22 protein-coding genes are annotated in these 22,901 nt (G+C 67.9%); 13 read left to right on the top strand and 9 right to left on the bottom strand.

The window, feature by feature from the left end:
- Positions 1–8: 8 nt before the first annotated feature.
- On the bottom strand, positions 9–1,319 hold the full coding sequence (gene glyA, locus AC07M8_RS07435; protein ID WP_495173712.1) for a serine hydroxymethyltransferase: 1,311 nt from the start codon (positions 1,317–1,319) through the stop codon (positions 9–11).
- Positions 1,316–1,786, bottom strand: coding sequence for a ribose 5-phosphate isomerase B (gene rpiB / locus AC07M8_RS07430; protein ID WP_495173711.1), 471 nt, complete (start codon positions 1,784–1,786; stop codon positions 1,316–1,318). The genes glyA and rpiB overlap by 4 nt, the downstream gene beginning before the upstream one ends.
- 281 nt (positions 1,787–2,067) lie before the next feature.
- Between rpiB and AC07M8_RS07425 the strand changes: the two genes are divergently transcribed.
- A complete protein-coding gene (locus AC07M8_RS07425) occupies positions 2,068–2,622 on the top strand; it encodes a Uma2 family endonuclease (protein WP_495173710.1) in 555 nt (184 codons plus the stop codon).
- Positions 2,623–2,652: 30 nt separating this feature from the next.
- Here AC07M8_RS07425 and hemA read toward each other — a convergent pair whose 3' ends face one another.
- Positions 2,653–3,897: a 5-aminolevulinate synthase gene (gene hemA, locus AC07M8_RS07420; RefSeq protein WP_495173709.1), complete on the bottom strand. Its 1,245-nt coding sequence runs from the start codon at positions 3,895–3,897 to the stop codon at positions 2,653–2,655.
- A gap of 106 nt (positions 3,898–4,003) precedes the next feature.
- A complete protein-coding gene (gene murI, locus AC07M8_RS07415; protein ID WP_495173708.1) occupies positions 4,004–4,798 on the bottom strand; it encodes a glutamate racemase in 795 nt (264 codons plus the stop codon).
- A gap of 116 nt (positions 4,799–4,914) precedes the next feature.
- On the opposite strand from murI, the gene plsY reads away from it, so the two are divergent.
- From plsY to topA, 3 genes are read left to right on the top strand one after another with little or no spacing between them, the layout of a single operon-like run.
- Positions 4,915–5,544 carry a glycerol-3-phosphate 1-O-acyltransferase PlsY gene (gene plsY / locus AC07M8_RS07410; protein ID WP_495173707.1) on the top strand — a complete coding sequence of 210 codons (630 nt, stop codon included), beginning with the start codon at positions 4,915–4,917 and terminating at the stop codon, positions 5,542–5,544.
- A complete protein-coding gene (gene dprA, locus AC07M8_RS07405; protein WP_495173706.1) occupies positions 5,537–6,625 on the top strand; it encodes a DNA-processing protein DprA in 1,089 nt (362 codons plus the stop codon). Before plsY ends, dprA begins: the two co-directional genes overlap by 8 nt.
- A 60-nt stretch (positions 6,626–6,685) precedes the next feature.
- Positions 6,686–9,292 carry a type I DNA topoisomerase gene (gene topA / locus AC07M8_RS07400; RefSeq protein ID WP_495173705.1) on the top strand — a complete coding sequence of 869 codons (2,607 nt, stop codon included), beginning with the start codon at positions 6,686–6,688 and terminating at the stop codon, positions 9,290–9,292.
- Positions 9,293–9,665: 373 nt separating this feature from the next.
- Here topA and AC07M8_RS07395 read toward each other — a convergent pair whose 3' ends face one another.
- A complete protein-coding gene (locus tag AC07M8_RS07395) occupies positions 9,666–9,962 on the bottom strand; it encodes an SEL1-like repeat protein (RefSeq protein WP_495173704.1) in 297 nt (98 codons plus the stop codon).
- A 79-nt stretch (positions 9,963–10,041) separates the two neighbouring features.
- Entirely contained in the window at positions 10,042–10,887 is an 846-nt protein-coding gene (gene panC, locus AC07M8_RS07390) for a pantoate--beta-alanine ligase (protein WP_495173703.1), read from the bottom strand.
- A 72-nt stretch (positions 10,888–10,959) separates the two neighbouring features.
- On the opposite strand from panC, the gene AC07M8_RS07385 reads away from it, so the two are divergent.
- The 8 genes from AC07M8_RS07385 to AC07M8_RS07350 all read left to right on the top strand — a co-directional run bounded on the left by AC07M8_RS07385 (position 10,960) and on the right by AC07M8_RS07350 (position 17,939).
- Entirely contained in the window at positions 10,960–11,748 is a 789-nt protein-coding gene (locus AC07M8_RS07385) for a division plane positioning ATPase MipZ (RefSeq protein ID WP_495173702.1), read from the top strand.
- Complete coding sequence (locus AC07M8_RS07380) at positions 11,748–12,008, top strand: J domain-containing protein (RefSeq protein ID WP_495173701.1); 261 nt, start codon at positions 11,748–11,750, stop codon at positions 12,006–12,008. The genes AC07M8_RS07385 and AC07M8_RS07380 overlap by 1 nt, the downstream gene beginning before the upstream one ends.
- Positions 12,009–12,193: 185 nt before the next feature.
- Positions 12,194–13,567 carry a phosphoglucomutase/phosphomannomutase PgmG gene (gene pgmG, locus AC07M8_RS07375; RefSeq protein ID WP_495173700.1) on the top strand — a complete coding sequence of 458 codons (1,374 nt, stop codon included), beginning with the start codon at positions 12,194–12,196 and terminating at the stop codon, positions 13,565–13,567.
- A 30-nt stretch (positions 13,568–13,597) separates the two neighbouring features.
- Complete coding sequence (locus AC07M8_RS07370) at positions 13,598–14,068, top strand: PH domain-containing protein (RefSeq protein ID WP_495173699.1); 471 nt, start codon at positions 13,598–13,600, stop codon at positions 14,066–14,068.
- Positions 14,069–14,116: 48 nt separating this feature from the next.
- Complete coding sequence (locus AC07M8_RS07365) at positions 14,117–14,887, top strand: 3'-5' exonuclease (protein WP_495173698.1); 771 nt, start codon at positions 14,117–14,119, stop codon at positions 14,885–14,887.
- 54 nt (positions 14,888–14,941) lie between these two features.
- Positions 14,942–16,453, top strand: a complete 1,512-nt coding sequence (locus AC07M8_RS07360) for a sensor histidine kinase (RefSeq protein ID WP_495173697.1) — start codon at positions 14,942–14,944, stop codon at positions 16,451–16,453.
- On the top strand, positions 16,450–16,896 hold the full coding sequence (locus AC07M8_RS07355; RefSeq protein ID WP_267396308.1) for a response regulator: 447 nt from the start codon (positions 16,450–16,452) through the stop codon (positions 16,894–16,896). The genes AC07M8_RS07360 and AC07M8_RS07355 overlap by 4 nt, the downstream gene beginning before the upstream one ends.
- A complete protein-coding gene (locus AC07M8_RS07350) occupies positions 16,893–17,939 on the top strand; it encodes a sensor histidine kinase (RefSeq protein ID WP_495173696.1) in 1,047 nt (348 codons plus the stop codon). The genes AC07M8_RS07355 and AC07M8_RS07350 overlap by 4 nt, the downstream gene beginning before the upstream one ends.
- Before the next feature lie 71 nt (positions 17,940–18,010).
- Here the strand turns inward: AC07M8_RS07350 and AC07M8_RS07345 are convergent, their stop codons facing one another.
- Positions 18,011–18,754 (bottom strand): class I SAM-dependent methyltransferase, encoded by a 744-nt coding sequence (locus AC07M8_RS07345; protein ID WP_495173695.1) that lies wholly within the window; start codon positions 18,752–18,754, stop codon positions 18,011–18,013.
- Positions 18,755–18,805: 51 nt separating this feature from the next.
- Between AC07M8_RS07345 and AC07M8_RS07340 the strand changes: the two genes are divergently transcribed.
- A complete protein-coding gene (locus AC07M8_RS07340) occupies positions 18,806–19,687 on the top strand; it encodes an oxygenase MpaB family protein (RefSeq protein WP_495173694.1) in 882 nt (293 codons plus the stop codon).
- A gap of 3 nt (positions 19,688–19,690) precedes the next feature.
- Here AC07M8_RS07340 and gyrB read toward each other — a convergent pair whose 3' ends face one another.
- Positions 19,691–22,228: a DNA topoisomerase (ATP-hydrolyzing) subunit B gene (gene gyrB, locus AC07M8_RS07335; protein WP_495173789.1), complete on the bottom strand. Its 2,538-nt coding sequence runs from the start codon at positions 22,226–22,228 to the stop codon at positions 19,691–19,693.
- A gap of 89 nt (positions 22,229–22,317) precedes the next feature.
- Complete coding sequence (locus tag AC07M8_RS07330; protein ID WP_495173693.1) at positions 22,318–22,878, bottom strand: OmpA family protein; 561 nt, start codon at positions 22,876–22,878, stop codon at positions 22,318–22,320.
- Positions 22,879–22,901: the final 23 nt, after the last annotated feature.

Below are 22,901 nucleotides of genomic sequence, written 5' to 3'. Positions count from 1 at the left end.
GGTCTTCCTTAACGCTGGTAGATGGGGAACCTAGCGCACAGCGCCGCAACCCGTTCCCGCACATTCGCCTCGACGGCGGCGTCACCGTGCTCGCCCTTGGCGGCGAGGCCGTCGAGCACGTCGGCGACCATGTTGCCGATCTCGCGGAATTCGGCGGGGCCAAAGCCGCGGGTGGTGCCCGCAGGGGTACCGACGCGGATGCCGCTGGTCTTGACCGGCGGCAGCGGATCGTTGGGGATGCCGTTCTTGTTGCAGGTGATGCCGGCGCGCTCGAGCGCCTCGTCGGCATCCTTGCCGGTGATGCCGAGCGGGGTGAGATCGATCAGCGCCAAATGGGTATCGGTGCCGCCCGAGACGACATCGCTGCCGCGCTCCTTGAGGGTGGCGGCGAGCACCTTGGCATTCTCCACCACCGCAGCGATGTAGCTCTTGTAATCGGGGCGCAGCGCCTCGCCGAACGCGACCGCCTTGGCGGCGATGACGTGCATCAGCGGCCCGCCCTGGAGGCCGGGGAACACCGCCGAATTGAGCTTCTTGGCCAGCGCCTCGTCATCGGTAAGGATCATGCCGCCACGGGGACCACGCAGCGTCTTGTGGGTGGTGGTGGTGACGACGTGCGCGTGGCCGAACGGAGTCGGGTGCAGCCCGGCGGCGACGATGCCGGCGAAATGCGCCATGTCGACCATGAAGTAGGCCCCGACCTTGTCGGCGATGGCGCGGAAGCGGGCGAAATCGATGACGCGCGGATAGGCCGAACCGCCGGCGATGATCAGCTTGGGGCTATGCTCGACCGCAAGCGCCTCGACCTGGTCATAGTCGATCAGATGGGTGACCGGATCGACGCCATATTGAACCGCGTTGAACCACTTGCCGCTCATCGCCGCACGCGCGCCATGGGTGAGATGGCCACCGGCATCGAGGCTCATGCCGAGGATGGTCTCGCCCGGCTTGACCAGCGCCAGCATCACCGCGCCATTGGCCTGCGCGCCCGAATGCGGCTGGACGTTGGCGAAGCCGCAGCCGAAGATCTGCTTGGCGCGCTCGATCGCCAGCGTCTCGACCTCGTCGGAGGGGGCGCAGCCCTGGTAATAGCGCTTGCCGGGATAGCCTTCGGCATATTTGTTGGTGAACACCGAGCCTTGCGCCTCGAGCACCGCCTGGCTGACGATGTTCTCGGACGCGATCAGCTCGACCTGGGTCTGCTCGCGGGTCAGCTCATGCGCCACGCCGGCGAACACCGCAGGATCCGCCTCGGCGAGGCCGCGGGTGAAGAAGCCATCAAACTGGACGGCGTGCAGGTCTTGAGGCTGGGTGCTCATGCGAACTCCTTGGCGGGCGCGCCGCCGGTCTGGATCGTGGGGGCGAACAATTTGTCGACCCGCTGCTGGTGGCGGCCGCCGGCGAACTCGGCGGCAAGGAAGGCGGCGAGGCAGGCCTTGGCCATCTCCTCGCCGATCAGGCGGGCGCCCATGGCGATGGCATTGGCATCGTTGTGGACCCGCGCGAGCTCGGCCGAGAGCGGCTCCGACACCAATGCGCAACGGCAGGCGGGATGGCGGTTGGCGGCGATCGAGATGCCGATCCCCGAGCCGCACAGGGCGACGCCGCGATCCGCGCGGCCATCGGCGAGCGCCTGGGCAACGGCATAGCCATAGTCAGGATAGTCGACGCTGGCGCTGCCATCGGTGCCGCAGTCGAGCACCTCGTGGCCGGCGTCGCGCAGCCAGGCGGCAAGCGTCGCCTTGAGCGACACGGCGGCGTGATCGGAGGCGATGGCAATGCGCACGGCGACAGGAGCCTTTTCGGCGGGTGACGGGATGGCTTGCGCCCTTACCGCCGCGACGGCCGCTTGGCCAGCCTCAGCGGGGATCAAGGTGACGGGCTTGCGGCGCCGGACGCCCGCGGCGGCACGACCGTTGCCGGGAGACAAGTTGAGAAAGTTGTCATCCAAACAGTCGATCCTCAACTTCGATCGTTTCGATTCCGGCGACGATGAGAAAGATCCACAACGCCTAGCATTCCAGCGGCGTGTAGGACAGCGTCGCGCCGATCTGTTATGCCAAGCCCATGAAATCACTCGTCCGGATCGAAGCCGCGGCCGTCGCGGGCGGGTTCACCGCCGCCGAGTTCCTGCGCATGGTGAATGCGGGCGCCTTCTCTGACCTGCGCGTAGAGCTGGTTGCAGGGGAGATCATCAAGATGATGCCTGCGTACATGGCGCACGGGGAGGCCAATGGGCGGCTGTTCGCGCAGCTGCTGCCGCTTTACGCGGGCACGGCAAGGCTGGCGATCGACCTGATCGTGCAGCTGGACGAGCATAATGTGCGCGCGGTGGACATTGCGGTGACGATCCCGGACGTCGCCAGCGACCGCGCGGTCGATCCGGCGGACGTGATCCTGGCGGTGGAGATTGCCGAGACCACGCTCGGCCGCGACCTGGGGGAGAAGCTGGCCGCTTATGCCCGCAGCGGCATTCCGCATTACTGGGTGGTGGATCTCGCCCCGCAGGTGATCCACGTCATGGCGGATCCGGCGGGGGAGACCTATCGCCAGCGCAGCGTCGTGCGCTTCACCGAGCCGCTCGCCGTGCCGACGACGGCTGCGTCGATCACGCTCGGCTGAATGGCCGCCGTTGCCGGCGCGTAGCGCCGGTCACGCCGCCTTGCGCAACTCGAGCCGGCTCCAGATCTCCACCAGCGCGCCCGTGAGGTCGCGCATCATCGCCGCGTCGTGGTTCGGGCCGGGGGTGAAGCGCAGCCGCTCGGTGCCGCGCGGCACGGTCGGATAATTGATCGGCTGCACGTAGACGCCATATTCGGCGAGCAGGATGTCGCTGATCTTCTTGGCCTTGACCGGATCGCCGACCTGCACCGGCACGATATGCGTCTCACCGAGCATCACCGGCAGGCCGGCCTCGACGAACATCGTCTTGAGCAGGGTCGCCGAGGCCTGCTGGCCCTCGCGCTCGACCGCGGACGCCTTGAGGTGGCGGACGCTGGCTAGCACGCCCGCGACCAGCACCGGCGACAGCGAGGTGGTGAAGATGAAGCCCGGCGCATAGCTGCGGATGACATCGACGATGGTCTGGTCCGCGGCGATATAGCCGCCCATCACGCCGAATGCCTTGCCGAGCGTGCCCTCGATGATCGTCAGCCGATCGGCGACGCCGTCGCGCTCGGAGATGCCGCCGCCGCGCGGGCCGTACATGCCGACGGCATGGACCTCGTCGAGATAGGTCAGCGCGTTATACTTGTCGGCGAGGTCGCAGATCGCGGTGATCGGCGCGACGTCCGCTTCCATCGAATAGACGCTCTCGAACGCGATCAGCTTGGGCGCGGCGGGATCCTCGGCGGCGAGCAGCTCCTCGAGATGCGCGAGATCGTTGTGGCGGAAAATCCGCTTCTCGCAGCCCGAGTTGCGGATGCCCGCGATCATCGAGGCGTGGTTGAGCTCGTCCGAAAAGATCACGCAGCCGGGCAGCAGCCGGGCGAGCGTCGACAGCGTCGCCTCATTGGAGACATAGCCGCTGGTGAACAGCAGCGCCGCCTCCTTGCCGTGGAGATCGGCGAGCTCCGCCTCGAGATCGACATGGTAATGGGTGTTGCCGCCGATGTTGCGGGTACCGCCGGAACCGGCGCCGACATCGTGCAGCGCCGCTTCCATCGCCTCGATCACCTTGGGGTGCTGGCCCATGGCGAGATAGTCGTTGGAGCACCAGACGGTGATCGGCTTGGGGCCGTTATGCCCGGCAAAGCACCGGGCATTGGGGAACATCCCCTTGTTGCGGAGGATGTCGATGAAGACGCGATAGCGGCCCTCGGCATGGAGACGATCGATCGCCTGGGTGAAGACGCGCGAATAATCCACGCGCTGCGTGTCGGTACCGTCCACAGTCATGATCGCAGTCGCTACGCCTCCGCCCCGCCCGATGCCAGGCAATTTGGCCACTATCCGTAATCGATCAAGACCTGATTGACCTTGGTCAAATTGTCCCAGGGCAGTGTCACAGTTCGGCCAGCGTGGCAAAGCCCCGCGCCGTCAGCGCTGGGGTGAGCGCGCGCTCGGCGGCGCCGAGCCGGGTGAACACGGCAATCCCCGGCGGCGCCTGCTCGGGCCATGCATCGCCATCGGTAAGATGGGCGATGCGCCGCGCGATGCCCGCGCCGCCATCGACGAAGCGCACCGGGTGCGGCGCCGCAGCGGCAAGTTCGGCCTCGACCAGCGGAAAGTGCGTGCAGGCGTTGACGACAACGTCGATCCGGTCGCCACTGGGCTGGCCGAACAGGCCGGCGAGCACCGCGGCATAGGCGGGGCGCGCGGTCGGGAGACCGTGGAGCCTGGCTTCGGCCAGTTCGACCAGCGCCGCCGAGCCGTGGCGGATTACGGTGCAATCGCCCGCGAACCGCGCGGCCAGATCATCGACATAGGCCTGGCGCACGGTGGCGTCGGTGCCGAGCACACCGATCGTGCGGGTCAGGCTCAGCGCCGCGGCAGGCTTGATCGCAGGCACCGTGCCGACCACCGGAAGATCGAGCGCGGCACGGACCGCCGGCAACGCGATGGTGGAGGCGGTGTTGCAGGCGATGACGATCAGCCGCGGGCGGTAGCGCTCCGCCAGCCGCCCAAGCAGCGCCGGCACCCGCGCGGCGATCTCCGCCTCGGTCTTGATGCCATAAGGAAAGCCTGCCGAGTCGGCGGCATAAATGAATGGCGCGGTCGGCAGCAGTGCCCGGGCCGGCGCGACGATCGACAGGCCGCCGACGCCCGAATCGAAGAACAGAATGGGGCGACGATCCATGATCGCCGCCATATGCGGTGCGACGGGCAAGGCAAGTGCCGCGATCGGCGGCTGACACACCAGCATCAATAGAACCGGCCTGATGGAGGTTGTTGCCGATTTTTGCCCCATTCCCTATGTATGTTGGCAAGGGGGACGATGTGCCGACAGCGATATTCTGGTTAGCACCCGCTTGCGCACTCGTGCTCGGCTATCTGCTGGGCTCGATTCCTTTCGGCGTGATCCTGACGCGGCTTGGCGGTGCGGGCGACCTGCGCACCATCGGCTCAGGGAATATCGGCGCCACCAATGTGCTGCGCACCGGCCGCAAGGGGCTGGCGGCGGCGACCCTGCTGCTCGACATGCTGAAGGGCGCCGCGGCGGTGTGGATCGTCGAGGCGCTGTTCCCCGGCAATGCGCTGATCGCGGCCGCGGCCGCCTTTGTCGGCCATTGTTATCCGGTCTGGCTGCGCTTCAATGGCGGCAAGGGCGTGGCGACGCTGATGGGCATCGCCGTGGCGCTCTACTGGCCGCTCGGGCTGATCTACGCGGCCGTCTGGCTCGGCCTGCTCGCGACCGTGCGTGTATCGTCGGTGGCGGGGATGGCGGCGGCGGTGAGTGCGCCGGTGGCGGCGGCGCTGTTCGGGCGGTTTGATCTGGTGATGCTGCTGCTCGGGTTGGCGGTGATCGTGCTGTGGAAGCACGGCCCCAATATCGAGCGGCTGATGACTGGCACCGAGCCGCGTATCGGGCGCCAGCATGGCTGACGCCGCCTCCGCGCGGCTCCGTCTCCTTCGCACCGCCGGGATCGGCCCGGTCACCTATCGGCAGCTGCTCGGCCGGTTCGGCAGCGCCGAGGCGGCGCTCGATGCCCTGCCTGCGCTGGCGCGGCGCGGCGGCGGCCAGGCACCGGCGGTGCCGGCGCCCGCCGCGATCGAGCGCGAAATGGCGGCAACGGCGCGGCTCGGCGCGCATTATCTGTTCCTCGACGATCCCGCTTATCCCGCGCTGCTGGCGCAGATCGACGATGCGCCGGCGGCGCTGATCGTCCGCGGCGACGTCGCGCTGGCCAGCCAGAGCTGCGTCGCCACCGTCGGCGCGCGCAACGCCTCGGCGGCGGCGTGCCGGATGGCGCGCGCGCTTGGTCATGCGCTGAGCACCGAGGGCGTGACGGTGGTGTCGGGCCTAGCCCGCGGGATCGACACCGCGGCCCACGGCGGCGCCCTGCCACGCACCGTTGGCGTGATCGCGAGCGGTATCGACGTCGTCTTCCCGCCAGAAAATGCCGAGCTGCAGGAGCGGATTGCGCGCGACGGCCTGCTCGTTGCTGAGCAGCCGCCGGGCACCGAGCCGCGGGCGCGGCACTTTCCCTACCGCAACCGAATCATCGCCGCGCTGTCGCTCGGGACGGTGGTGGTGGAGGCCGCGCCGCGCTCGGGCTCGCTGATCACCGCGCGGCTCGCCACCGAGGCCGGGCGCGAGGTGATGGCGGTACCGGGCAGCCCGCTCGACCCGCGCGCGCAAGGCTGCAACCTGCTGATCCGCGAGGGCGCGACGCTGGTCCAGACCGCCGAGGACATCCTCGAGCAGATCCGCCCGTTCGACCCGCGCGCCGTGCGCTCGCCCGCCCCGTCGTTCGCCGGCCCGCCGCCGGCAGATGCCACCGATGCCGAGCGGACGCGGCTTACCACGCTGCTCGGGCCGGTGCCGGTGGTGATCGACGAGCTGATCCGCCTGGCGGGTGCGTCGCCGGCGGTGGTGCAAACGGTGCTGCTCGAATTGGAACTTGCCGGCCGGCTGGAGCGTCACGCCGGCGGCAGGGTGAGCCTGCACGACAGCGGCGCTTGACGAGCGGCGCCGCGGCTCCCCATCCTCGTACGCGTACACGTAAGGACCCGTAGTTTCCCCATGCAGCTAGTTATTGTCGAATCGCCCGCCAAGGCGAAGACCATCGAGAAGTATCTCGGTTCGGACTATCGCGTTCTCGCGAGCTACGGCCATGTCCGCGACCTTCCCGCCAAAGACGGTTCGGTGAACCCGGACGAGGGCTTTGCGATGGAGTGGGAAAACTACGCCGACAAGTCCAAGCAACTGAAAGCGATCGCGGATCTGTCCAAGACCGCCGACCGGCTGATCCTCGCCACCGATCCCGATCGCGAGGGCGAGGCGATCAGCTGGCACGTCCAGGAAGTGCTGCGCAACCGCAAGGCGCTGCCCAAGGACGTCCAGCGCGTCACCTTCAACGCCATCACCAAGGCCGCGGTGACGACCGCGATGCAGCACCCGCGCGAGCTCGATACCGATCTGATCGACGCCTATCGGGCACGGCGCGCGCTCGACTATCTGGTCGGCTTTACCCTCTCACCCGTGCTGTGGCGCAAGCTGCCCGGCGCCAAATCGGCGGGCCGGGTGCAGTCGGTGGCGCTGCGGCTGATCGTCGGCCGCGAGCGCGAGATCGAGGCGTTCGTGCCTCAGGAATATTGGTCGGTCACCGCCGACATGGAGCATGACGGCACGCCGTTCGTGGCGCGACTGAGCCAGTTCGAGGGCAAGAAGGTCGATCGCCTGTCGATCGGCAACGAAGGCGATGCCTTGCGCGCGAAGACCGCCGTCGAGGACGGTCGGTTCTCGGTCCAGTCGGTCGAGACCAAGCCCGCCAGCCGCAACCCGCCGCCGCCCTTCACCACCTCGACCCTGCAGCAGGAGGCGGCGCGCAAGCTCGGCTTCTCGGCGGACCACACCATGCGGATCGCACAGGGCCTCTACGAGGACGGCGCGATCACCTATATGCGCACCGACGGCGTGCAGATGGACGGCAGCGCCATCTCCGCAGCACGGCTTGCGATCGCCAACCGCTACGACGCCTCCTACGTCCCCGATTCGCCGCGCCAGTATCAAACCAAGGCGAAAAACGCGCAGGAAGCGCATGAGGCGATCCGGCCGACCGATTTCAGCCGCGACCGGATCGGCTCGGGCGATCATGCCCGGCTTTACGACCTCGTGTTCAAGCGCGCGCTCGCCAGCCAGATGGCGTCGGCGCGGATGGAGCGGACCAGTGTCGAGCTGAGCGAGGGCACCGGCCGCACCAGCTTGCGCGCGACCGGGCAGGTGGTGCTGTTCCCCGGTTTCCTCGCGCTCTACGAGGAAGGCACCGACGAGACCGGCCAGGACGAGGAATCGCGCCGGCTGCCGCGGCTGCGCGAGGGCGATGCTCCGGCCAAGAAGGCGGTCAACGCCGAACAGCATTTCACCCAGCCGCCGCCGCGTTTCTCCGAGGCGAGCCTGGTCAAGCGGATGGAGGAGCTCGGCATCGGCCGCCCCTCCACCTACGCCTCGATCATCAAGACACTGAAGGACAGGAGCTACGTCCGCGTCGAGAAGAACCGCTTCTTCGCCGAGGAGAGCGGCCGGCTGGTGACGGCGTTCCTCGAGCGATTCTTTGAGAAATATGTCGGCTTCGATTATACGGCCGAGCTCGAGGAGGAGCTGGACGACGTCTCCGGTGGCCGCGCGCAGTGGCAGGCGGTGCTCGAGGCGTTCTGGCGCGATTTCAAGCCGCGCACCGCCGAGGTGATGGAGCAGCAGCCCTCGGCGATCACCGCCGAGCTAGACCAGTTCCTCGCGCCCTATCTGTTCCCCGACAAGGCGGACGGCAGCGACCCGCGGCTGTGCCCGAAGTGCGAGGCGGGCAAGCTGGCGCTGCGCGGCGGCAAGTTCGGCGCGTTCATCGCCTGCTCCAACTATCCGGAGTGCAAATACACCCGTCGCTTCGCGCAACCTGGCGGCGAGGATGGCGAGGACAGCGGCCCCGAAGGGCTGGGCAAGGATCCGGCGACGGGGCTCGAGGTGGAGCGCAAGTCGGGGCGATTCGGCCCGTATATCCAGCTCGGCGAGGGCAAGGACGCCAAGCGCGCGTCCATCCCCAAGGACATCGGCGAGATGGACCTGGAATGGGCGCTGAAGCTGCTCAGCCTGCCGCGGACGGTGGGCACGCATCCGGAGACGGGCGAGCCGATCACCGCCTCGATCGGGCGCTACGGCCCCTATCTGGCGCATAGCGGCAAATATGCGCGGCTGACCTCGACCGCCGAGGTGTTCGAGACTGGCATGAACGCCGCGGTGGTGAAGCTCGCCGAGGCCGCGGCGGGCGGTGGCCGCCCGGCGCGCGGCGCGGCGCGGGCGCCGCTCAAGGAACTCGGCAAGCATCCGCGCACCGAGGCCGAGATCAAGCTGATGGAGGGGCGCTACGGCCCCTACGTTACCGATGGCGAGACCAACGCGACCCTGCCCAAGTCGATCACGCCCGAGGCGCTGACGCTGGAGGAGGCCGCGCAGCTGATCGACGCGCGTGCTGCCGCGGCGCCGCCCAAGAAGAAGAAGGCGGCAGCCAAGAAGCCGGCCGCCAAGAAGGCGCCAGCGAAGAAGACTGATGGCGCGGCACCGGCGACGAAGGTCGCAGCGAAGAAGGCACCGGCAAAGAAAATTGCGGCGAAGAAGGCGGCGGCCGCGAAATAGCATCGTTGCACGGCGTGATTCTGCGCCGGCAGCGACAGGTGTTCACTCGTCACCGAGCGCAAGTGGGATCTTGAGCGAGGCCTGACCGCTTGCGGCACGAGATCCCAGCTTTGGCCGGGATGACGGTTGGACGGCAGTGACGTCGGCCGTCTCGTCCGGTCCCGGCACGGGCAACTCATGCCATCGTCATCCTGAACTTGTTTCAGGATCCATGGCCTGCACTGCCCGCGGGCACTTACCGCTTGATGGGCCATGGATGCTGAAACGAGTTCAGCATGACGGTTAGGGTTGGGCAGGTGCCTTTCCCGCGCAAGCATGTGCTTGGCGCGCATCCCGCCAATGCCGGCACGCGTCCGGCATCACCAAGGCGTGTTCAGGCGGCGCGGCGCTGGGTGCTGCCCATCCAGGCGCGGGCCTGGCGCTGGGCTTCGGCGATCTGGCGCATGGTCATGTTGCCGGCAATCTCGGCACGCGCATCGGCGGCTTCGCCGAGTCCGGCGACGGCCGCCAGGTTGAACCACTTGTGCGCCTCGATCAGATCGATCGCGACTCCGGCAGTGCCGGTCGAATAGCAGATGCCAAGATCGAACAGCGCGTCCGGCTTGCCGCGGGCCGCATCGGCGGTCCGGCTGTCGATCAGAATTCGCGCGTTGTTCAGGCTGGTGCCCATTGGATGCCCCCATCGTTGATGAGAGCACCCTGGCCCGAGTCCTACTACGAAATGGTTAACGCAATTAAAACCAGTTTGATCAACAATTAGGCTCGATTCCGATATTGTCGATCAACCGTGTCGTACCCATCCGCGCCGCCGCAAGCAGCCGCCGTGGCCGCTCGGGGCCGGGAGCAGGCGTGAGCGATTCGGCATCGGCCAGCTCGACGTAATCGACCTCGAAGCCCGCCGCGGCGAGCGCGCTGCGCGCATCGTCGAGCACCGCGGCAACGTCCTCGCCCTTGGCAATCGCACGCGCCGCGACGCCGAGCGCGCGCGGCAGCGCTACCGCTTTGGCGCGCTGGTCGTCGTCGAGATAGATGTTGCGCGATGACAGCGCGAGGCCATCGTCGTCACGCTGGGTGGGTACACCGACCACCTCGATGGCCATGTCGAGGTCGACCGCCAGCCGGCGGATGACCGCGAGTTGCTGGAAATCCTTCTCGCCGAAGTAAGCTGCATCGGCGCCGACCTGGTTGAACAGCTTGGTGACGACGGTGGCGACCCCGTCGAAATGACCGGGACGCGCAGCGCCATCGAGCCCGTCGCTGACCCCTGAGACGCTGACGCTGGTCGCGAAGCCCTCGGGATACATCGCCTCGACCGACGGCAGCCAGAGCAGGTCGCAGCCCGCCTCGGCGAGCATCCGCGCATCCGCCGCCTCGCGCCGCGGGTATTTGGCGAGGTCCTCATTGGCACCGAATTGGATCGGATTGACGAAGATCGACGCCACTACCTTGGTGCCCGGGCGCCGTGCCGCCTCGATCAGCGCCATGTGTCCCGCATGGAGCGCGCCCATCGTCGGCACCAGCGCGATTCGCGCGCCCTCTGCGCGCCACTCGGCCACGCTCGAGCGCAGGCTCTTCAGATCCCGAACCGTCTGCACCTAAACCCCCTCGAACAATGAGCGCGCGGCTTCTATGGAGGCACTGAACAGCGATCAACAAGGAAACGACCCGTGCCCTCAGGGCCTCATGTGATTGTGTTCGCCAACGAGAAGGGCGGCACCGGCAAATCGACCACGGCGGTTCACGTCGCGATCGCGCTCGCCGCCAAGGGATCGCGCGTGGCGTGCCTCGATCTCGATCACCGCCAGCGCACCGTCGGCCGTTATCTCGACAATCGCGCCGCCACGATGAAGCGCACCGGCAGCGCGCTGCCGATGCCGATCCATGCGACCCATGACGGCGAGACCGAGGCGGTGTTCGAACGGCTGTGGGCCGAACTGTCCGACGGCACCGACTTCCTGGTGGTCGACACCCCCGGCCGCGACGATTATTTCGCGCGCACCGCAGCGGCGCTGTCCAACACGCTGGTGACGCCGATGAACGACAGCTTCGTCGACTTCGACCTGATCGGCCAGGTCGATCCTGAGACCTTCAACGTCACCCGCCCCTCCTTCTATTCGGAGCTGATCTGGGACGCGCGCAAGCAGCGCGCTCGCGCCGACGGCACCCAGATCGACTGGGTGGTGCTGCGCAATCGCCTGCAGCATATCGAGGCGCGCAACATGCGCCGGGTGTCCGATGCACTCGGCCAGCTTGCCAAGCGGGTCGGCTTCCGCATCATCCCGGGGCTCGGCGAGCGTGTGGTCTATCGCGAGCTGTTCCCGTCGGGCCTGACGATGATCGATTCCAAGGAATTCGGCGCGATGGGCCTCGGCCATGTCGCCGCGCGCCAGGAACTGCGCGAGATGATGGCGGCGCTGCAGCTGCCCGAGGCGGCGGCACCGGTAGTGGCCGCCTGATGAAGTGGATCGTCGCGCTCGTGGTGATCTGGGGCGTGTGGCAATTGTTGCGCAAACCCAAGCGCCTGCCGGTCAGTGACGTCGCCGAGGCGCGCGCGGTGCTGGGCGTCGAGCGCGGCGCCGATGCCGATTCGATCCGCGCCGCGCATCGCCGGCTGGCGGCGCAGGTTCATCCCGATCGCGGCGGATCGGTGGACCTCGCCCGCCGCGTCAACGCCGCGCGGGACCTGTTGCTCAAGTCGCTAGACCGGGTGGAGTGAGGCCGGCAGGTCGAACGGGGACCTGACGGATTGCGGCAGGGCCTCCGCCAACTAGCCCTCCTCCACGATATTCGGCTTTCGCCGGGATGACGGATGAGCGGGTGCGGCACAGTTCCCGCTGCCGGGATGACGGCACACGGTCCATCCCTTATCGTCGATCGCTTCACGCGCGCCCAGGAGCCAGGATGTCCCATCGTTTCCACCCCAGCATCCTGCGCGAATATGACATTCGCGGCGTTACCGGGCAGACCTTGTTCGCCGCCGATGCTCGTGCCGTCGGCCTCGCGTTCGCCGGCCGCGTGCGCCAGGCGGGCGGGCGCCGGGTGGCGGTGGGGCGTGACGGGCGGTTGTCGTCGCCGGCGCTGGAGGCGGCGCTGGTCGACGGGCTTACCACCGGCGGGGTCGACGTGGTGCGGATCGGCGTCGGGCCGACGCCGATGCTCTATTATGCCGAGGCCAGCCTAGAAGTGGATGGCGGCATCCAGGTAACCGGCAGCCACAATCCCCGCGACGACAATGGCTTCAAGATGGTGCTGCAGCATCGCTCGTTTTTCGGCGGCGACATCCGAGATCTGGCGGCAATTGCGGCGCTGGGCGAAGCGGCTCCCGCCAGCGAGCGCGGCAGCATGACCGAGGTCGACGTGGTCCAGGCCTATGTCGGCCGGCTGATGGCGGGCTATGCCGGCGGCGTTTACCGGATCGGCTGGGATTGCGGCAATGGCGCCGCCGGCCCGGCGCTGGAGAAGCTGGTCGAGCTCCTCCCGGGTGAGCATCATATGCTGTTCGCCGAGGTAGACGGCCATTTTCCCCATCATCATCCCGATCCTGCCGAAGAAGCCAATCTGGCCGATCTTAAGCGGCTGGTCGCGGACAAAAACCTCGATTTCGGTGTCGCTTTCGATGGCGATGCGGACCGGATCGCGGTGGTCGACGCGCAGGGCCGGACCTTGTGGGGCGACCAGATCCTGGCGCTGCTGGTCGAACCGGTGCTCGCCGCCCTGCCCGGCGCGCCGGTGGTAGCCGACGTCAAATCCTCCGATTATTTGTTCGCGCGGATCGCGGCGCTCGGCGGCCAGCCGATCATGGCGCGCACCGGTCACAGCCCGATGAAGGAGAAGATGCTCGAGACGGGGGCGCCGATCGCAGGCGAACTCAGCGGCCACATCTTCTTCGGCGACGATTATTACGGCTTCGACGACGCGCTCTACGCGGCGGTGCAGCTGATTCGCGCGGTGCATCTGTCGGGTCGCTCGCTCACCGCCTTGCGCAGCGCGATGCCCGAGCTGGTCAACACCCCCGACCTGCGCTTTGCGGTGGCGGCGAGCCGCAAGCAGGCGGTGATCGACGAGGTACTGGCCCGACTGCGCGCCGACGACGCGGCGATCGACACCACCGATGGCCTGCGCGTCTCGACGGTGGACGGTTGGTGGCTGCTGCGCGCCTCCAACACTCAGGATCTGCTCACCGCGCGGGCCGAGGCGAGCGACGCGGCGGCGCTCGGGCGGTTGCTGGCAGGGCTCGATGCGCAACTTGCCGCCTCCGGCATCAGCCGCGATTGACAGTGGCCGGCCGGCGAATAGGGTTAGGCCATGGTGGGGACTTACACAGCCGAGCGCGATGTCGACAGCTTCCGCGCGAGCACCGGGCGCTGGCTGCTTGGCAGCTTTGCCGGCTGGGGCACGCTGCTGCTGTGCCTGGTCGGCGTCGGCCTGGTGATCATCGCGATCCGCTGGTTGCAGAATGTCGCGTCGTCCTACGAGATCACCGACCAGCGGCTGATCGTGAAGCGCGGGCTGATCATGAAATCGATCGACGAGATCGAGCTGTACCGGATCAAGGACGTCCGCGTCGATTACTCGCTGGTCAACCAGCTTACCGATCTCGGCACCATCACCATCACCTCGTCCGATCGCACCACCGGTCACCGCGCGTTCGTGCTGCGCGACGTGCCCGCCGCGCGCGAGCGCCGCGAGGGGATCCGCAAGCTGGTCGACCGCGCACGTCAACGCCGCGGGGTGCGCGAGCTGGATATGGACGCCGAGGATCCGTACCTGCGGTGATCGCGGCCGGGCTGGCGTAATCGCCCGTCATGCCCCATCTGGAGGGCAATGCGCTCTCCCACCCGGCCCACGCCCCAGATCGTCCGCGTCATCGACCTTGAAACCACCGGCAGCGCGCCGCCTGCGCACGGCGTGTGCGAAATCGGCTGGCAGGACGTCGCGCTGCAGGCCGATGGCCGCTGGGAGCTGGAGGGCGAGGGCGGATCGATCCTGGTCAACCCCGGCCGGGCGATCCCGCCGATCACCCAGGCGATCCATCATATCTCCGACGAAGACGTGGCCGAGGCACCGTGGTGGCATGACGTCGCCCGCCGCGTGCTCGACCCTTATCCGCGCCGCGTCGCGCTCGCCGCGCACCGCGCCGATTTCGAGCAGCAATTCTGCACCGCGGCGCTGACCCATGGCGCCGAATGGATCTGCACGTGGAAATGCGCGCTGCGGATGTGGCCGGGCAGCCCGAGCTTCTCCAACCAGGTGCTGCGCTACTGGCGGCGGCCCGAGGGGATCGACCAGCAGCGCGGCCTGCCGGCGCATCGGGCGTTCCCCGACGCCTATGTCACCGCCTTCCACCTGCGCGACCAGCTCAACGAGGCCAGCCTGGCGCAATTGATCGACTGGTCGCGCGATCCCGGGCTGATCCCGCGGGTGCGCTACGGCCCGGATCGCGGCAAGGAATGGCGCGAGCTCGATCATGAGACGCTGATGGGCTTCCTCACCGATCGCGATCCCGACATCCGCTTTACCGCCAATCACGAGATGGACCGGCGGCGCGGCGGCGGCAGCGTTGGCAAGGCGGGAGCCCAGGACCTGCTTCTATAGAGGTTTAGGCAGCAACACTGGCCAGTTGTCCAATCCTGCCCTAAAGCGCCCTTCGTGCTGCGTACCGTCAGGAACCACTTCGTCGTCTCCGAAGAGCGCTTCAGCCGCGTGCTGGTGTCGTTCATGGCCCTGGGTTTCGTGGCGCTGGTGGCGGCCGGCATCGCTGCCGCCTGGGTAACCGGGCAGAGCCAGGACCACAGCCGCTGGGTCTCTCACACCTATGAGGTGGAGATCGCGGTCGGCACCGCGCAGCGGCTGGTGGAGCAGAGCGAGGCATCGCGGCGCGGCTATCTGCTCGCCGCCGATCCCGCCTATCGTACCGCCTATGACCGCGCCGCCGGCGCACTCGCGCCAGCGCTCGACCGGGTATCGACGCTGACCGGGGACAATCCGCGCCAGATTGCCAACATGATCGCATTGCGCCGCTCGATCGCCGCGCTGCTCGGGCAGCGCACCCGCACCATGGCGCTGGTCGATAGCGGGCAGACGGCAGCTGCTTACGCCTCGTTCCGCAAGGAGACGAGCGTGCGGCGGCTCACCGCGATCCGCCAGCGCTTCACTGCCATGACCGACGAGGAGCGCCGGCTGCTGGGTGTGCGCGACGAGGCCCAGCAGCTCAGCCTGCGGACGTTCTATGCGATCCTGCTCCTCGCCGCCGTGCTGCTGGTGCTGGTGGCGATCGCCTCCTTCGTCACGGTGCGGCGCTATACGGCAAACCTGACCAGCTCGCGCGACTCGCTGCGTAGCTTCAACGAGCGGCTCGAGGCGAGCGTCGCCGAACGCACTGCCGATCTCTCGCGGGCCAATGAAGAGATCCAGCGCTTTGCCTATATCGTCAGCCACGATCTGCGCTCGCCGCTCGTCAACGTGATGGGCTTTACCGCCGAACTCGAGGCGGCAACCGCGCCGCTTGCCGAACTGGTCGGCCGCGCCGAGACGCAATGCCCCGAGATCGTCACCGACGAGGCCCGGCTGGCGGCGCGCGAGGATTTGCCGGAGGCGATCGGCTTTATCCGCACCTCCACCCAGAAGATGGACCGGCTGATCAACGCCATCCTCAAGCTGTCGCGCGAGGGCCGGCGCGTGATCACGCCCGAGCCGCTGGCCACCGACGCGATCATCGAGGCGATCGCCGGATCGATGCAGCATGTGCTCGACGACCGCGGCGTGACGCTCACCATCGCACGGCCGCTGCCGACGCTGACCACCGATCGCGTCGCGCTTGAGCAGATCCTCTCCAACTTGATCGAGAATGCGACCAAATACCTCCAGCCCGGGCGCGCCGGCGCGATCCACGTCTCGGGTGAGGAAGCGCGCGGCCGGGTGATCGTGGCGGTCACCGACAACGGCCGCGGCATCGATCCGCGCGATCACGAACGCATCTTCGATCTGTTCCGCCGCTCCGGCCAGCAGGACCAGCCGGGCGAAGGCATCGGCCTCGCCCATGTCCGGGCACTGGCCTACCGCCTCGGCGGCACCATCGACGTCGAGTCGCAGCTCGGCGAGGGCTCCACCTTCCGGGTCAATCTTCCCCGGCAATTCGAAGCGCAGGAAAAACGGTCATGAACGCTCATCAAACCGTCGGCATCGTGATGATCGAGGACGATGAAGGCCATGCGCGCCTCATCGAGAAGAACATCCGCCGCGCCGGCATCCTCAACGACATCAAGCATTTCACCGACGGTACCCAGGCGCTCGAATTCCTGTTCGATGCGCCCGATGGTCCCGCCAAGAACGGCCCGGCGCTGGTGCTGCTCGATCTCAACCTGCCCGACATGAGTGGCACCGACATCCTCACCCGGATCAAGGCCGAGGGCAGCCCGCTGAAGCGGACCCCGGTGGTGGTGCTGACCACCACCGACGACAAGGTGGAGATCCAGCGCTGCTACGACCTCGGCTGCAACGTCTACATCACCAAGCCGGTCAATTATGAGAGCTTCGCTCAGGCTATCCGCCAACTCGGCCTGTTCCTGTCGGTGATCCAGGTGCCCGAAGTCGAGGATCAGTGACCGACCCTGCCGCCCCCCTCCCCAACGTCCTCTATATCGATGACGATGCGGGCATTCGCCGGCTGGCGAAGCGCGCGCTGGAGCGGCGCGGCTATCGGGTGACGCTGGCCGAGAGCGGCAGCGAGGGCATCGCGGCTGCCGCCGCCGAGCGGTTCGAACTGATCGCGGTCGACCATTACATGCCGGGTATGGACGGGCTGGAGACGCTGGAGCGGCTGCGCGAGCAGGCCGACGTGCCGCCGGTGGTCTATGTCACCGGCTCGGAAGAGGGCCGGATCGCGGTCGCGGCGCTCAAGGCAGGCGCGGCCGACTATGTGGTCAAGACGGTAGGCGACGACTTCTTCGACCTGCTCGCCGCGACCTTCGAGCAGGTGCGCGACCGTGCCGCGCTCGAGCACGGCAAGGCGGCGGTGGAGGCGGACCTGCGCGCCAGCAACGCCCGGCTCGAGGCGCTGCTCGGCGAGGTTAATCACCGCGTCGCCAATTCGCTGCAGCTAGTGTCGGCGATGGTCCGGCTGCAGGCGAGTGCGCTCGGCGATCCGACCGCGCGGGCGGCGCTGGACGACACCCAGCGCCGGATCGGCGCGATCGCGCAGGTCCACCGCCGGCTCTATTCGGCCAATGACGTCGAGAGCGTCGACATGCAGGAATATCTCGGCTCGTTGGTCGACGAGCTGGCCGAGACGCTGTCGAGCGACTCGGCGCCGCACGCTCTGCGATTGGTCGCCGACCCGATCCGGCTGTCGACCGACAAGGCGGTATCGCTCGGCGTGATCGTCACCGAACTCGTCACCAACGCGTGCAAATATGCCTATCCGAACAGCGCCGGCGAGGTGCGGGTCGCGCTGCGCCGCGAGGACGGCGACGTGTTCCTGCTGGTGGTGGAGGACGATGGCTGCGGCATCGTTGTCGACGCAACCCCCAAGGGCACCGGGCTTGGCACCAAGCTGATCCGGGCGATGGCGCAAAGCCTGCAGACCATCGTGGAATATGAGCCCCAGGTGCAGGGCTGCCGCGCCGTGCTGCGCGGGGCGATGCACTAAGGGCTCGCCGAGTCGGTGAGCGTGGCCGGTGCGCCTGGGCTCCTGCCGACGCAGAAGCCCAGGATCGCCGCTTACGGCTTGCGGAACTTGTAGACGAACTGATCGGTGCGGCCGCGGATCGCGGGATCGAACACCTTCTGGCTGTGGTCATCGGCCGCGTTGCGCAGCACCGGCGATTCGCCGACGAAGCGGAAGCCGGCGCTTTCCACCTGCTGGCGGACCGCCGCGGGATCGATGCGGTGGGTGGTCGCGGTGTTGGCGAGGCCACGACCCGCCGTATCGGCATGGTCGATCACCACATAGGTGCCGCCCTTCTTGAGCAGCTTGAACACCGCGGCATTGAACGCGCGCAGCGCCGGCTCGCCGCCACCCCCATTGGGGATGTCGTGATAGTTCTGGGCGGTCCAGAACAGGTCGACGGGGACGGGCGCGGTGGGCAGGTCGGTCGCCTGGACCTCGGCGGTGACGTTGGCGAGGCCGCGGCCCCGCAGCGCCGGCAGCGCCTTGTCGGCATATTTGCCGCCGGAGGCCGGCCACAGCGCATAGACATGACCCTTGGCGCCGACGACGCCGGTGAATATCCGCGTCCAATAGCCTGAGCCCGGCAGGTAATCGATCACCGTGTCGCCCGGCTTGGTGCCCGAGAAGGCGAGCACCGCGGCGGCCTGGCGCCGCGCATCGTCGCCCTGCTGGTCGGCCCGCGCCGGATCGGCCAGTGCCTTGGTGATTGCGGGACTCACCGCTTGGCGCGGTTGCGCCACGCCTGCCGTGGCGATCGCCGCCACTGCCACTGCCATCATCCCGATCATGCGCATGCTTGCTCTCCCGTCGCTGGTTTCCCCTCCAGGAAACACTAGGTGGGGAGCATGAGCGATTTGCGTGACACGATCCAGGGGCAGGTGCATCGGCTGGTCGGCTTCGGCGACGGCGGCGTCGACCTGGCCCGACCGCCCGGCGACGACGGGCTGTTCGGCCCGGGATCGGCGGCGTGGAAGATCCATGGCGATTTCACCGCGATGATGGCCGGTGGCGTCTCGGCGCTGCTGCTGCAGATGCTCCATCCCGGCGCGCTTGCTGGGGTGTGGGATCATTCCAACTTCCGGCGCGACATGCTCGGGCGATTGAAGCGGACCGCACAGTTCATCTCGGGCACCACCTATGGCGCCACCGCGACCGCCGAGGGGCTGATCGCGCGGGTGCGGCGGATCCACAACGCGGTGGCGGGAACGCTGCCCGACGGCACGCCCTACAGCGCCAACGATCCGGCGTTGCTGACCTGGGTGCATGTCGCCGAGGTCTCGTCGTTCCTCGCCGCCTACCGGCGATATCGCGACCCGCGGCTGCCGGTCGCCGAGCAGGACCGGTATCTGCGCGAATATGCGACGATCGCCGAGCGGCTCGGCGCCACCGAGGTGCCCGACAGCCGCGCGGCGCTCGACGCCTATATCGCGGCAGTGAGACCGCAGCTGCGCGCCGATCACCGCACCCGCGAGGTGGCGCGGGCGCTGATTGGGCAACAGCCGGCGAGCCTGGCGATGGCGCCGGCACAGAAGGTGCTGATGGAAGGCGGGATCGACCTGCTGCCCGACTGGGCGGCGCGAATGCACGGGCTGGACCGGCCCTCATTCGGGCGGCCGGCGGTGCGGGCGGGGGTGGCGGGGATCGGCACGGTGCTGCGCTGGGCGCTGCGCGACGGCTCGTCCAAGCGGGCGGCGCGGGAGGGCGGCAGCCCCCCTCCCGCGCCGTGACGGTCAGACGTCCAGGTTCGCGACGTTGAGCGCATTGTCCTGGATGAACTCACGCCGCGGCTCGACCACTTCGCCCATCAGCTGGGTGAAGATCATGTCCGCCGCCGATACGTCGTCGGAGGTGACGCGGAGCATGGTGCGGTTGGAGGGATCGAGCGTGGTTTCCCAAAGCTGATCGGCGTTCATCTCGCCCAGGCCCTTGTACCGCTGGATCGCTAGGCCCTTGCGCCCCGCGGCGAGGATCGCGTCGAGCAGCTGCGACGGCCGCGCCACCAGCGTCTCGCCGCGGGCGATGGTGGTGGTGTTGCCTTCCTCGTCGGTCGGGCTGACGTCCTCGGGTAGCGGCGCGGCGGCCATGCCCTTCAGCGGCACCAGCTTGCCCGCCTGGACGAAGCTTTCCGCCTGCTCGGCCGAGAGCGTGTGGAGCTTGCGGGCCTCGGCGCTGGCGAGGAAGGTCGCCTCGATGATGTGGTGGTCGGTGACGCCGCGCCACAGCCGCTCGAAGTGGATTCCGCCATCCTCGGTCAGCCGGGCCGACCAGGTCGCATCGTCGTCGCCCGAATCGAGCCGGCGCGTCACCTCGGCGACGGTCGCCTGGCGCTGCTCGCGGGTGAAGGTGGGGTCGAGCGCACCGCCGAGCGCCAGCACCTCGATGATCGCCGGATCGTAGCGCCGCGGCACGTAGCGCATCAGCGAGCGCATCCGCCGGGCATGATCGGCGAGATGCTTGAGATCCGCGCCCGAGCGCGGCCCCGACGGCGCCTCGAACACCATCGAGCCGACGCCGGCATCGACCAGATAATCGTCAAGCGCGGCATCGTCCTTGAGATAGACCTCCGAACGTCCACGGGTCGCCTTGTAGAGCGGCGGCTGGGCGATGAAGAGATGACCGCGCGCGATCAGCTCGGGCATCTGCCGATAGAAGAAGGTGAGCAGCAGCGTGCGGATGTGCGCACCGTCGACGTCGGCGTCGGTCATGATCACGATCTTGTGGTAGCGCAGCTTGTCGGCGTTGAACTCGTCGCGGCCGATGCTGGTGCCCATCGCCTGGATCAGCGTGCCGATCTCGCGGCTGGCGATCATCCGGTCGAAACGCGCGCGCTCGGTGTTGAGGATCTTGCCGCGCAGCGGCAGGATCGCCTGGAAGTGGCGATCGCGACCCTGCTTGGCCGAGCCGCCGGCGGAATCACCCTCGACCAGGAACAGCTCGGACTTGGCCGGGTCCTTCTCCTGGCAGTCGGCGAGCTTGCCGGGCAGCGAGGCGATGTCCATCACCCCCTTGCGGCGGGTGAGCTCGCGGGCACGCTTGGCAGCCTCGCGCGCCGCCGCGGCGTCGATGATCTTGCCGACGATCGACCGGCCGTGCGCGGGATTTTCCTCGAGCCACGCGGCCATCTTGTCGGCCATCAGCGATTCGAGCGGCTGGCGCACCTCGGACGAGACAAGCTTGTCCTTGGTCTGCGAGCTGAACTTGGGGTCGGGCAGCTTGACCGAGACGATCGCGGTGAGGCCCTCGCGCATGTCGTCACCGGTGAGGGTGACCTTCTCCTTTTTCAGCAGCCCCGACTTTTCCGCATAATTGTTGAGCGTGCGGGTCAGCGCGGCGCGGAACGCGGCAAGATGGGTGCCGCCGTCGCGCTGGGGAATGTTGTTGGTGAAGGCGAGGACGTTCTCATAATAAGAGTCGTTCCACTCCAGCGCGACGTCGATCGTGACGTCGTCGCGGGTGCCACTGATCGCCACCGGCTCGGGCATCAGCGGGGTCTTGGCGCGATCGAGATATTTGACGAAGGCGGCGATGCCGCCCTCGTAATAGAGCTCGACGGTCTTGGTATCCTCGTGCCGCGCGTCGGTGAGGAACAGGCGCACGCCCGAGTTGAGGAAGGCGAGCTCCCGGTAGCGATGCTCGAGCTTGTCGAAATCGAACTCGGTGATCTTGAACGTCGCGGGGCTCGGCAGGAAGGTGACGCGGGTGCCCTTCTGGCCTTCGGTCGCGGGGCCGACCACCTTGAGCGGTGCCGCGGCGTCGCCGTGGATGAAGCGCATGTAATGCTCTTCGCCGTCGCGCCAGATGGTGAGATCGAGATGCTCGGACAGCGCGTTGACCACCGAGACTCCGACGCCGTGGAGTCCGCCCGACACCTTATAGGCATTATCGTCCGAGGTGTTCTCGAACTTACCGCCGGCGTGGAGCTGGGTCATGATGACCTCGGCCGCCGAGACGCCTTCCTCGGGATGGATGCCGGTCGGAATGCCACGCCCATTGTCGGTTACCGACACCGAGCCATCGGGATTGAGCTGAATGTCGATGCGGTCGCAATGACCCGCCAGCGCCTCGTCGATCGCATTGTCGCTGACCTCGAACACCATGTGGTGGAGGCCCGACCCGTCGTCGGTGTCGCCGATGTACATGCCCGGACGCTTGCGTACCGCGTCGAGCCCCTTGAGCACCTTGATCGAGGAAGCGCCATATTCGTTGGCGTTGGGCGCCGAGGGCTGCTCGGCGTCGGAATTCTGCGGGTCTGTTGCCATGCCCAGCATATAGGCATTTCGCCCGCGAAACGGAAGGAAAATGGGGTGTGGGGCCATCCCCGCCCTTCCGGGAAGGGTGAGGATGGCTTGCTGATCCGTCAGCCCGCGAACTCGGCGGCGCGGCGGCCGAGCAAGGTCACCTCGACGCGGCGGTTCTGGCGCATCCCGGCGGGGGTATTGTTGGTGGCGACCGGATTGCGCTCGCCATGGCCGGCGACGCTGAACCGCGCCCGCGTCACACCCATCGCATCGAGCGCGCTGCGCACGCTGGCGGCGCGGCGCTCCGACAGGGCCTGGTTGTGTGCGTCCGACCCGCGCGAATCGGTAAAGCCGTCGATCGCGACACGGACGCCGGGATTGTGGCGGAGGTAGCCGGCGAGCGGGCGCAGGCGGTTGACCGCGCCGGGGCGGAGCACGTCGCTGTCGGTGGCGAACAAGACGTCTTCCGACAGGGTCAGCATCGCGCCGCGCGGGGTCTGGCGGAAACCATAATCGTGCATGCCGCGGTGGTCCCAGCCACCGTCCTCGACGACGGTGCGCCGCTCGACGACGACGACGCGGTCATGGCGGCGGTGATCCTGCGCCTGGGCGCTGCCGGTCAGCCCGGTGGCCAGCGTGGCGGCGGCGATCAGCATCGGCTTGAACACGGTCTTTGTCATTGATTGTCCTCCATCGCCCGCCC

Source organism: Sphingomonas sp. GW821-FHT09E03 (genome assembly GCF_059416225.1).
This window is presented reverse-complemented; position numbering and strand designations above follow the sequence as displayed.